Origin of the sequence: Mesorhizobium sp. M0166, from assembly GCF_040322255.1 — a bacterium.
In the GTDB taxonomy this organism is placed as follows: Bacteria; Pseudomonadota; Alphaproteobacteria; order Rhizobiales; family Rhizobiaceae; genus Mesorhizobium.
In genome coordinates, this window is record NZ_JAMYTD010000076.1 from 1 (window position 1) to 10,474 (window position 10,474).

Annotated in this window: 10 protein-coding genes and 2 pseudogenes; 3 read left to right on the forward strand and 9 right to left on the reverse strand. The window is 62.2% G+C overall.

The annotated features are described in order from the left end of the window. Window positions 1-65: 65 nt before the first annotated feature. A complete protein-coding gene (locus tag NKJ46_RS33885; RefSeq protein ID WP_352671586.1) occupies window positions 66-338 on the forward strand; it encodes a helix-turn-helix domain-containing protein in 273 nt (90 codons plus the stop codon). Here the strand turns inward: NKJ46_RS33885 and NKJ46_RS33890 are convergent. The 3 genes and pseudogenes from NKJ46_RS33890 to NKJ46_RS33900 all read right to left on the reverse strand — a co-directional run bounded on the left by NKJ46_RS33890 (window position 236) and on the right by NKJ46_RS33900 (window position 2,376). Continuing rightward, the gene (locus NKJ46_RS33890; RefSeq protein WP_352671564.1) at window positions 236-1,279 is read right to left on the reverse strand and encodes a LysR family transcriptional regulator; all 1,044 of its coding nucleotides are present in this window, start codon (window positions 1,277-1,279) and stop codon (window positions 236-238) included. The two genes, NKJ46_RS33885 and NKJ46_RS33890, sit on opposite strands and share 103 nt — an antisense overlap. Window positions 1,280-1,490: 211 nt before the next feature. Next, window positions 1,491-1,994: pseudogene (locus NKJ46_RS34930) on the reverse strand ((2Fe-2S)-binding protein); the annotation flags it as partial. 214 nt (window positions 1,995-2,208) lie between these two features. Beyond that, window positions 2,209-2,376: an ATP-binding protein gene (locus NKJ46_RS33900; protein WP_352671588.1), complete on the reverse strand. Its 168-nt coding sequence runs from the start codon at window positions 2,374-2,376 to the stop codon at window positions 2,209-2,211. On the opposite strand from NKJ46_RS33900, the gene NKJ46_RS33905 reads away from it, so the two are divergent. Continuing rightward, window positions 2,299-2,460: a hypothetical protein gene (locus NKJ46_RS33905; protein ID WP_352671570.1), complete on the forward strand. Its 162-nt coding sequence runs from the start codon at window positions 2,299-2,301 to the stop codon at window positions 2,458-2,460. The two genes, NKJ46_RS33900 and NKJ46_RS33905, sit on opposite strands and share 78 nt — an antisense overlap. Window positions 2,461-3,260: 800 nt before the next feature. Here NKJ46_RS33905 and NKJ46_RS33910 read toward each other — a convergent pair. The 5 genes from NKJ46_RS33910 to NKJ46_RS33930 all read right to left on the reverse strand — a co-directional run bounded on the left by NKJ46_RS33910 (window position 3,261) and on the right by NKJ46_RS33930 (window position 9,225). Beyond that, window positions 3,261-3,725: a nuclear transport factor 2 family protein gene (locus NKJ46_RS33910; protein WP_352671591.1), complete on the reverse strand. Its 465-nt coding sequence runs from the start codon at window positions 3,723-3,725 to the stop codon at window positions 3,261-3,263. A 210-nt stretch (window positions 3,726-3,935) separates the two neighbouring features. Further along, window positions 3,936-6,797, reverse strand: coding sequence for an ATP-binding protein (locus NKJ46_RS33915; protein WP_352671573.1), 2,862 nt, complete (start codon window positions 6,795-6,797; stop codon window positions 3,936-3,938). Then, window positions 6,790-7,416 (reverse strand): LysR family transcriptional regulator substrate-binding protein, encoded by a 627-nt coding sequence (locus tag NKJ46_RS33920; protein WP_352671575.1) that lies wholly within the window; start codon window positions 7,414-7,416, stop codon window positions 6,790-6,792. Before NKJ46_RS33920 ends, NKJ46_RS33915 begins: the two co-directional genes overlap by 8 nt. Before the next feature lie 92 nt (window positions 7,417-7,508). Then, entirely contained in the window at window positions 7,509-8,159 is a 651-nt protein-coding gene (locus NKJ46_RS33925) for a peroxiredoxin-like family protein (protein ID WP_352671578.1), read from the reverse strand. A gap of 118 nt (window positions 8,160-8,277) precedes the next feature. Next, complete coding sequence (locus NKJ46_RS33930; RefSeq protein WP_352671580.1) at window positions 8,278-9,225, reverse strand: LysR family transcriptional regulator; 948 nt, start codon at window positions 9,223-9,225, stop codon at window positions 8,278-8,280. 112 nt (window positions 9,226-9,337) lie between these two features. Between NKJ46_RS33930 and NKJ46_RS33935 the strand changes: the two genes are divergently transcribed. Then, the gene (locus NKJ46_RS33935; RefSeq protein WP_352671583.1) at window positions 9,338-9,883 is read left to right on the forward strand and encodes a carboxymuconolactone decarboxylase family protein; all 546 of its coding nucleotides are present in this window, start codon (window positions 9,338-9,340) and stop codon (window positions 9,881-9,883) included. 95 nt (window positions 9,884-9,978) lie between these two features. Here NKJ46_RS33935 and NKJ46_RS33940 read toward each other — a convergent pair. Further along, a pseudogene (locus tag NKJ46_RS33940) lies at window positions 9,979-10,134 on the reverse strand (IS481 family transposase); the annotation flags it as partial. Between the last annotated feature and the right edge of the window lie 340 nt (window positions 10,135-10,474).

Below are 10,474 nucleotides of genomic sequence, written 5' to 3' on the forward strand. Positions count from 1 at the left end.
GCCCGTCCGTGGCGCACACCGTCCAGAGTCTGTCGCACGCCGTCGGTCTCAGCCGCTCGGCTTTCATGGCGAGGTTTTCCGCCGCTCTCGAAGAGTCCCCGATGTCATTGCTCCGCCGGGTGAGGATGCGCCATGCAGCAGACCTGCTCGCGGCCAACGCGCTGTCTATCGACCAGGTCGCCATCAGCGCCGGCTACCAGAGCCGGAGCAGCTTCACGCGCACTTTCCGCAGGTACTACGGCAGCGACCCGTCAGAATACCGTGCCAGGGCGCAGCGCGCCTCGTCCGCCACTGCCATGCCGACCGAAGACGCGATCGAGGAATCCGCTGCAGCCTGACTCCGGTCTTCACTCCACGAGAGCGTATGTCCCCGACTTTCCAGAGGTATGCCCTGGTGAGGGACTTCGACCGTCCAGTCGCGAAGCCGCGCGACCTTGATGAAAGCGTCCAGCGCCGGCGAGTAGCGGCGCCCCTGCACGGCCAGCAACCGCACCTCCCGCGAAACCGGGTCGCCTTCGAGCGGAATGGTCTTGAGTGTCGGAAGGCGCGGCATGTGCTCGGGCGCGAGCATCAAGCCGAAGCCAGCCGCCGCCATGTGCTGCAGGTGCAAGTCGTTACCGCTGCAGTGCCCGCGGTGGGGTGGTTCCTCGGGGAAATACGACCGTAGGATCTTCGGGCCGACGTCGCATCCGGCGCGTTCCAGCAAGACGGTCTCGCGGAGGTCGTCGATGGAGATCGAGGGGCGGTTTGCGAGCTGGTGTGTCGGCGCGAGAACCGCGACGTAGCGCTCCTCGAACAGCAACCAGTCGTCGATGCGGGCGGGTATGTCCTGCACGTCTCCGACCATTGCGGCGTTGATCTCCCCCTCAAGCAAGAGGTCGACGAGCTTCTCCGCTGAGCCCTCGCGCAGCTCGACGTGAAGTCCAGGGACGAACTTTGCGATCTCCGCGATCGGATCGAGGACGAGCGACGCCGAAATGGAGGGGGCGAGGCCGATCTTCAGTGGCGCGACCTCCTTGCGTTGGAATTCCTGGGCTCTGCGACGCACCGCCTGTGCCGCGGCCAGTGTGCGTTCCAGCATCGGAAGGACTTCCTTCCCAAGGTCGGTGAGCTGCGTCAACTGGCGCTCGCGGTAGATCAACTGGCCGCCGAGCTCCTGCTCGAGCTTCTGCACCCCCTTGGTCAGGGCAGGCTGCGTGACATTGCACTGCTCGGCTGCGCGGGTGAAGTTGAGCGTGGACGCGACGGCGAGGAAGTAGCGAACTTGATGAAGCTCCATGTGTTTTTCTCCGTCAAGTTGCCGCCGACCATACTGACGAGGCCGTGCACTCGACGGCGTGAGGGCACACGCCGTAATCGTGGCGCATAGATGCCACTTGCAGGCATACGTTGGAATGGCCCGGTCTATGGTTTGGACGCCCGGACACGCTTTCTGGAGCCAGTGAGAGCCCGGCTAAGGGCTTCATGACGCCGGTCCTCCGCAACTTGACCGCGGTATCCTTGACCGCCGCGACGATGCCGGCATAGGCGCCGCACCGGCAGATATGGCCCCTCATGTATTCGCAGGTCTGTTCGGGCGAGCCGGCATGCCCTCCCTCGACGCACGCCGAAGTCGCCATGATCTGACCCAGAGTGCAGTAGCCGCACTGCAGCGCGTCGTGATCGGTGAAGGCCCGCTGCATCAGATGGAGCTCACCGTCCGGGCCAGACAGCTCCTCGATGGTCATGATCGTACGTCCCTCCGTCTGCACTGCTAGTGTCAGGCAGGTGGCGACCCGCCAGCCGTCCAGATGCACCGTGCATGCGTCGCGTTGGTCGTGATCGCAACCTTTCTTCGCGCCGGTAAGTGCCAGACGCTCGCGCAGGAGATCGAGCAGCGAGGTGCGCGGATCGATTGTGACCGACCGCGTCTGGCCGTTGACGGTCAGCGTCACGTCGACGCGTCCTGTCTCACCCCCTGCGGCCTCACCGACATCCGGCCCGAAGAGCGTCATTGCTGAAGCCGCACCTGTCGTCCCGAGAAACGTGCGTCGGTCGATCTCAAGCCAGCAATTCCTGTTCCTGGTGGTCATTACTGTTCCTTTGATTACGGTGGAGGTGTGAGCGGCAGGCGTTGTGCCCTCTCCAAGATGCGGCCGCTGCTGGTCCTGACTCGGCGTCAGGAGAGGCCTCCTTGGGGTTCGGTTATCGCGAAACTCCGCTTTCAGTTCACTCTGCTCGGCTTGCGAAGATGGAAAACCGCGACCCTCGGCAGGCGGCTGAACTCACCTCGATGGGACGTCCGAGCATCCTGATGCCTTGGCGGACGATGAAGAGGTCGATGCCGAGACCATCGCGCTGCGTGACGCGGGTGAACGCCTCGAAGAGTCTTTGGATGTGCTCGTCGGGGACACCGTTGCCTGCGTCGATCTGAACGACGGCACCCCAGGAGAATCCGCCCCCCGGGCCGCGTGTACTTGACGGCGTTGCTCACCAAATTGCCGTGAACAGTCCCGAGACGGAGAGCATTGCTCATGACCGAATCGCTCGTCGGAACCAAGCGAATGCTCTCCGTCTCGCGACGTGTTCTCTTAGCTATCACGGCACGCCTGCCCCAGTAGCGGTCGACGCGAACGGGCGAGAAGTTCATCGCCTTGGCTTGCTCGTGGAGGAGGAGAGCGCCAACAAGCTGATTGAGTTGTTCGGTCAGGCGATCGACAGCGCCTTGTCCTGTTTCCAGCAGACGCAGTTCGGACTTTGTTCGATGGCCGATGCCGAGACGTTCATGGATACTCTGGAGGATTTGGAGGGGCTGCCGCAGGTCGTGGGCCGCGATGGCGAGGAGCACTGCCTCAAAATCACAGGCGATTTGCGGGTTTGCCCCTGCGGTCATGCTCCATGTTGCCGGCTGCCCACCCGTCGGTATGGTGCTGGAAGTCCGGCTGCGCGCTGTCGGTATGGTGCTGGAAGTCCCGCTGCGCGCTTCGGACACGATCTGTCCATTCCTGCAGTACATGATATCCTCTCACCGCGGGTGTCCCGATTACTTGAGGAAACGTCGCGCAGTATTCGTGGAGAGACGAGTTTATGGTCGTAAGTTAGTGTAAATCCTCGCTGCGGGGGCCGATCGCGAGGGGGACGGGGTCGAGTTGTAATGCCGGTGCTGCGGCCGCCGATGATCGCCGGGCTGTGTGAGGCCTGAGCTCGCAACCGGACCCTGTTTTCAGATGCCGTAGCGATTACAAAGAATGTTCAGCTGAACGATGTGGCCGCTATGGGCCCTAAAAGTCGAAGTCGTTAAGCTCAGGGTGGTCATCGGGCCGTCGCCCCAAAGGCCACGAGAACATCCGGTCTGCTTCGGCGATCGGATGTTGATTGATGCTGGCAATGCGCCGCTGCATCAGGCCATCTGGATCGAACTCCCAATCTTCGTTTCCATAGGCTCTAAACCAATTGCCGCTGTCGTCACGGTATTCGCATGCGAATCGCACCGCTATCCGATTGTGGGTGAAGGCCCAGAGCTCTTCGATAAGCCGATAGTCAAGTTCATTCGCCCATTTGCGTGCGAGAAACACCTCGATGGCAGCGCGGCCCGACAGAAACTCAACGCAATTCCGCCAGAAGCAGTCGATTGTGTAGTCACGGGCCACCCGGGCTGGATCGCGGCTATTCCAGTTATCCTCGACGGCACGGACCTTTCTTATCGCAGTTCCCTGGGTGAAGGGTGGTAGAGGGCCGCGTGACATGGTCATTACTCCGACGGACAGCAAGGGATCATATCAAGACTGGGGCAACACCGGACTCGCCGCGAGTTCATTGGTGTTAAGAAGTGTAAATGCTCACCTCGGGCGGCCAAACGGCCTGCCGCATTCTCAGCAGGCAGCTATTTCCTGTGAGGGCTATTGTCGGCGGGCGCTAGCTGAAAACGGTTGACGATTCTGCCAAGACCAAGCATCTCAGCAAAGCGGGGGCCGGACCCCTAGTGCTCGAAGCTGGCGTTCCGCTTCACTCAGGTCTGCAGTCCCGAATCCTTCCGTGAATCGCTCGTAGACGTCGACCAGGAGACGACGCGCTTCGTCCACGCGCCCACGATCCACCCATAAGCGACACAATGCGATTGCTGAACGCAGTTCCCAGCCGAGCGCGGACTGCTCACGGGCGCAGTCAAGCGAACCTATAAGCGAGGTCTCGGCCGCCGGCCAATTCGCTACCGCCGCTGCCAACAGCACCTCCGCCTGGACTCGCAGCACGTTCGGCAGTTCGAACGTCCCAGAGTCGTGCGTAGCGTCGGCCACGAGCGCATCGATGATGGTGGTCGCTTCAGCCGGCTGTCCGCTACGAGCGAGACCCTCGGCCAGAGCCCGCGAAAATGCGAATGAGAGGATATATTGTCGCTCATCTTGCAGAGTAGACAGTGCGGTACGCAGGGCCTCGACTCCAAGCATTGTTTTCCCTTTTGCGAGCATAAGCTCGCCTCGCAAGCCCAGGCCGCCAGCATGGTACGGCGCGAGTGAGTGCTTGCCCGCACAAGCGATGAGCCGTTCAATGAGGTCCTCTGCGATCAGCTGATCTCCCCTCCACAGAAACACCGGTATGGCATAGAGAAGGCAGATGCAAAGTGAGACAGGGTGGTTCTGTCTTTCTGCCACCTCGATGCCTTGATGTGCACGTCGGGCCGCCTGGTCAGGGAAGCCTCGGAGCCACAATGTGCGCGCGTCACCAATCAATGCCCTCACCTGGTGATCGTAACCATAGGAGTGCATCTGCCTTATGCCGGCAGCCGCGGCACGTTCGAACCCGATTTTATAACTGTGCTGCGCCGAGGCCTGATTTCCCAACAGATGGTAGCTCGCACCCAGCATCCACTCGGCCGCCACAATCTCTCTCGGGCGGCCGATTTTCTTGGCCACAGCGACGTAGCGTTCTGCTGCAGCAAGCGCGCCGCCAAAATCTGCAAGGCGAGTGCGAAAGAGATTGAGGCCTGCCAGCAAATGCAATTGGTACTCGGAGTCTCCCGAGGAATCGGCAAGGGTGAGCCCGTGCTCCAGCGCCGTTCCCACCTCTTCGCTGTTGCCGTGGACATAGATCGACGATATTGCCAATGATAGTTGCAGAGCCAGCTCGAGCTTCGTTCCGCGGTCTTCCTCGCCCAATGCACGTATCGTCTTCTGGCACCAGAACCGACACTCGCTCAGCATCGACAGCCCGAGGAACAGAGGCGCTGCCTCGGCGCCTAATGCCACGCCGACCGAGGCATCGCCCGACGTCGAAAAGCTCCATTCGAGTGCTGCTCTGATGTCACCTACGTGACGTGAGTAAGAGGAGAGATTTCGATCCTGCAAGATGTTGGATCGGATGGGCGCGAGGCGCTCCGCAAAGTAGAGGGCATGTCGTCTAGCGATCGCATTCTCCTCTTCCCGCCGTGCCAGTTTGAACGACGCATAGGCTCGTGTCGTATCAAGGAGTCGGTACGAGCTTGCGTCTCCAGCCTGAAAGACCGAGATAAGCGACTTTTCGACCAGACTTGCGATCACATTTGCGACTTCCAGTACATCCGGCTCGCCAATGACGGCTTGCGCCATCTCCAATGTGAACGTCCCGACAAACACGGACAGCGTGGTAAAAATCGCCTGCTCAGGCTCCGACAGCAAATTGTAGCTCCAGTCGAGCGTCACTTGGAGCGTCTGATGTCGAGGATGGCTGCGCCGTCCCCGCCAATGGAGTATCAGGCGATCATTGATCAGCTGCGCCAATCCGCTGACGCCATATGCGCCCGCCCGGCTGGCCACGACTTCGATGGCCAGCGGAATCCCGTCGAGTTTGCGGCAAATGCCCGCTACGACGGGTGCCTCCTCGTCTGAAAGGTCGTGCCGGTATCCGCCGGCCGCTGCTCGATCCATAAAAAGCTGCACAGCAGGAGAGGCCAGCGCCTCGACCACCGTCAGGCCGACCTCGCTTCGCGGGCTGTCGAGTGGCTGAAGCATATGGATGTTCTCGCCCTCGACCCGCAGCGCTTCGCGCGTCGTTGCCATAATGTGTACGAACGCCCCTTCGCGGAAGAGATGCTCCGTCATCAAGGCTACGGACTCCATAACGTGCTCGCAGCTGTCGAGAACCAGAAGGATTCGCTTGTCAGCAAGGAACGCCGACAGTCGCGGCAACGAGTCTTGCGTCTGACTAATGCATCCGACCAACGACGCGACGGCCGTAACAACGAGCGCTCCATCGTGGAGAGCACTGAGGTCCACGAAGCAGACGGCGTCGCCGAAATCGCTCGCCATCGCGTGCGCGACCGCGAGCGCCACGGTTGTCTTGCCGACGCCGCCGGGCCCAACGATGCTGACGAACCGCCGGGAAGCCACTTCAGCAACCACGGTTTTGATGGTTTCGTCACGGCCAATCATCCGCTCCAAGCGCGCGGGCAGCGTCTGGGTCCTGACCGGCCTAACCATGGCAGCCGAAGACACGCCGCCTTGCGCCCAGCGCTGGACGGGTGCGACAAAGCAATAGCCGCGGCCCGGCACGTTAGTGATATAGCGGGCGCCGTCTCGACCATCACCGAGTGCTTTTCGAAGGTTGGCGATATGGACACGGAGATTGGCCTCCTCCACTGTCACATCCGGCCACACACGCGATATCAATTCCTCCCGGCTGACGACGTCTCCGGCGCGGTCAATCAGCGTGATCAGGATGTCGAGTGCGCGGCCGCCCAGCTGAACCGGCTCGTCCGCCTTCTTCAGCAGTCTTTCGGCCGCAATCAGACAGAAGGGCCCAAACGAAAAGGTGTCGGCGGCGCGCTGGTTGTCGCGATCACCCATGGGCGCTCAGCCGCTCGCTTTCGGTCTGCGTCGGTAACGATGGATCCCCGAGGAAGCGCCAAGGCTTCATTTTACCGGGGGACCAATTTGTAATCGCAGCTTCCAGGCATGTTCCGTTCAAGGCGCTTGCCGCTCTGCTACCGCCTTGCCGCGGCCGCCATGTGCTGCAGGTGCAAGTCGTGACCTCTGCAGTGGCCGAGACGGGCGGTTCCTCGGGAAAATACGACCGTAGGATCTTCGGGCCGACGTCGCATCCGGCGCGCTGCAGCAAGATGGTCTCGCGGAGGTCGTCGATGCCGATCGAGGGAGGGTTTGCGAGCTGGTGTGTGGGCGCGAGAACCACGACGTAGCGCTCCTCGAACAGCAACCAGTCGTCGATGCGGGCGGGTATGTCCTGCACGTCTCCGACCGTTGCGGCGTTGATCTCCCCCTCAAGCAAGAGGTCGACGAGCTTCTCCGCTGAGCCCTCGCGCAGCTCGACGTGCGTGTGGACGCGACGGCGAGGAAGTAGCGAACTTGATGAAGCTCCACCTGTTTTTCTCCGCTGAATTGCCGCCGACCATACTGACGAGGCCGTGCACTCGACGGCGTGAGGGCGCACGCCGTAATCGTGGCGCATGGATGCCACTTGCAGGCATACGTTGGAATGGCCCGGTCTATTGGTTTGGACGCACGGACACGCTTTCTGGAGCCTCTGAGAGCCGGGCTAGACTAGTGCGCGGCGATATGAGCGAGGACCGGGATCAGTTCGGACGGGTCGCCCCGCCGCGTGTAGTCCACGCTGAGGTCGGCGTACTCGATCGTCCCGCCGGGCGCCAAGACGTATCGGGCGGGCATGGTCAACGTCCAGCTCGGATCGCCGTTGAAGGCCGCGAGATCAACGCAGCCCTCCTCGACGGCACGCAGTTCGTCGGAGGCCTTCCAACGCAGGCCGAAAGTGTGCGCGACCTCGCCTCCCGCGTCGACCAAGCTCGCGAACGAAAGCCCGTTGCGCCTCTGCGTCTCCAGGCTGTTGTCAGGCGTCTGCTGCGAGACGACGACCAGAGAAGCGCCGAGACTGCGTATGTCGTGAGAGGCCGACTCGATCGCCCGGAGCTCGACGTTGCAGTAGGGGCACCATCTCCCCATGTAGAAGACGAGGACGACAGGGCCTCGACGCAGCGCCTCGCGCGACGAGAACGACCGGCCGTGGCCGTCACGTAACTGGAAGGCGGGGGCTTGCTCCCCGGCGTGCGCGGCCCGCTCGGCCAATCCGGATGCGGCGAGCGCTTCCACCGCCCGTTGTCGAACCAGCGTCACTTTCGGCGGGGTCTTGGCGAGGCACTCAGTTTTCAGAGCGTCCAGTCTGTCTTGGAGTAACATTTTTCGGCGCCCAATTTGCCCGTGGGACAATCGCTTTTCCAGTGCGGCTCCGGTAGTCTTTCCGCGCGAGTTTGAGTTATTTTTGTCATGCATGAATGATCGCCCGCGAGTGAGGTGGCTACTTCTTCTTTTCGACGCTGGTCTTTGGCGCAGAGAGCTTGGCCAGGTCGGCCGCCAGCGACTTGCGCAGCCGAGACGCGGCGAACTCCGTGAAGCGCCGCAGCTTGAGGGGCAGGATCGCGTGTCCCGCGTGCACCAGGTGCACCGGGATCGGGTCGGGCTCATAGTCCTGCAGGACGAGTCTGAGCTTCCCCGCGGCCACCGCCCGCGCGACCTGATAGGAGAGCACGTTCGTCACGCCGACGCCCGCGATCGCCGCGTCGATCGCGGACTCGGCCGTGTTGATCCTCAGACGGCAGTAGGGGCGCACTCCCTTGGTCGCCTTGCCGCGCGGGTTGAAGATCCACGTCATCCCAGACGCCAGGGCCGTGAACGTCACGCACATGTGGTCGGCCAGGTCATCGGGCGTTTTCGGGACGCCGTGGGCGGCGAAGTAGCCGGGGCTGCCGCAGACCACGCGCCGGATCTCGCCCACCTTCGTCGCGACGAGCGTGCTGTCGGGCAGCGCGCCGACGCGGACGGCCAGGTCGACGTGCTCGTCGACAATGTTGATCGTGTGGTCGGAGAGCGTCAGCTGAACATTGATCTGGGCGAAGCGCGCCAGGAATTCGTTCACGACCGGTACGACGTGGAGGCGTCCGAAGACGATCGGCGCCGTCATCGCCAGCGTTCCCCGCGGGACGGTGTACTCCCCTGCGGCCTGCGACTCCGCCTCGTCGACCTGTTCCAGGATGCGCTTGCACGCGGCTACGTACGCGAGCCCCGCCTCGGTCAGCGACAGCTTCCGCGTCGAGCGGACCAGCAACTGGGTATTGAGGTGCGCCTCCAGGTCAGCGACCTTCCGACTGATGGTCGGTAAGGGGACTCCGAGCTGCCGGCCCGCCGCGGAGAAACTGCCAGCCTCGGCCGAGGCTATCAAAATCGACATTGCTTCAAGCCGGTCCATCTTCTCTCACATTTCGAGAGGCCATTTCTCACGATTACCGGATTATGCCGCCGAACGGTAGGGGCTATTTCAGAGGCTCAAAGGCCGAGCCGGCCAGAGTCAGGAGAAGAAAATGTCCCGTATCACCATTCCGGGGCGCGACGACGCGCCCGCCGAATCCCGGGCAATTCTCGACAACGCCAACAAGATGCTCGGCTTCGTGCCGAACCACTATCGCCTCATGTCCATCAGCCCGAACGCCCTCGGCGGTTGGGCTGGCCTGATGGGGCCGGTGTCGAAGACCCTCGACCTGAAGACTCGGGAGGGGATCGCGCTCGCAGTCTCGGAGGCTAACGGGTGCGACTACTGCCTTGCCGCGCACAGCTACGTCTCGATGAACTTGGCGAAGATACCCCCAGAGGAGATCGCGCTGAACCGGCAGGGCCGTTCAGGCGACCCGAAGCGGCAGGCTGCGGTGGCGTTCGCGAAGGCGCTCATCGAGACGCGCGGCAAAGTTTCCGACGCACAGTTCGCAGCGGTCAGAGACGCCGGGTGGACCGACGCCAACATTGTCGAGATGATCGCGCTGACTGCCCAGTTCCTGTTGACCAACTTCATGAACAATGCGGTGCAGACCCCGATCGATTTTCCCGCGGTCAGTCCCGCCAAGGCAGCCTAACGGAGGTGCCCTCCTTGGAGAGGGGAGGGCTGGAGAATCCAATGTCTCGATGGTCCCCGCGGCCCGGTGTCAAGCGCGTCTACGAGCAGCGCTAGCTAGATGTTTAGTCCCCGCATTTGCTGGAGCGGATCAAGCTTGAAGCGTTCGGGCTGAGTGGCCCAAGCCTTGGAGATGGCCTCATAGAGCGTGAGACCTTTGAGGGTTTTGAGCCTGCGGCCGAAGTTGTAGGCCGAGATGAAGTCGACGAGGTGCTGTCCCGCGGGAATCCGATCCGACAGTTCTGGTCCGGATTGGCGGCCTGTGAAACCGCGAGTGACCATGGCGGACTTCCTCCGTCGGCGGGTGAAGAGAATGTCGTCGCCGCACGAACAAACTAAGCTGTTGTGCGTCGGATGAACACGGTACCGTCTCAGCATGGAATTCCGCGTGGCGAATGGGAAATGACGTCACGCCATGAAATCGATAGCCGCGCGTTATAAAGGCCGTCCACCTTCCGCATCGGACCCGCATGCACCTGACGCAGATTGCTGCTGCAGCTCGGTCAGCATCCTGACGGCCTCGGTAAGCTTAAGGACTTCACGCTCGCGCAGT

Coding starts and splice junctions, on each gene's coding strand:
- NKJ46_RS33885 (WP_352671586.1), top strand. CDS start 66: ATGGCGAGGTTTTCCGCCGCTCTCGAAGAGTCCCCGATGTCATTGCTC.
- NKJ46_RS33890 (WP_352671564.1), bottom strand. CDS start 1,279: ATGGAGCTTCATCAAGTTCGCTACTTCCTCGCCGTCGCGTCCACGCTC.
- NKJ46_RS33910 (WP_352671591.1), bottom strand. CDS start 3,725: ATGTCACGCGGCCCTCTACCACCCTTCACCCAGGGAACTGCGATAAGA.
- NKJ46_RS33915 (WP_352671573.1), bottom strand. CDS start 6,797: ATGGGTGATCGCGACAACCAGCGCGCCGCCGACACCTTTTCGTTTGGG.
- NKJ46_RS33920 (WP_352671575.1), bottom strand. CDS start 7,416: ATGCGCCACGATTACGGCGTGCGCCCTCACGCCGTCGAGTGCACGGCC.
- NKJ46_RS33925 (WP_352671578.1), bottom strand. CDS start 8,159: ATGTTACTCCAAGACAGACTGGACGCTCTGAAAACTGAGTGCCTCGCC.
- NKJ46_RS33930 (WP_352671580.1), bottom strand. CDS start 9,225: ATGGACCGGCTTGAAGCAATGTCGATTTTGATAGCCTCGGCCGAGGCT.
- NKJ46_RS33935 (WP_352671583.1), top strand. CDS start 9,338: ATGTCCCGTATCACCATTCCGGGGCGCGACGACGCGCCCGCCGAATCC.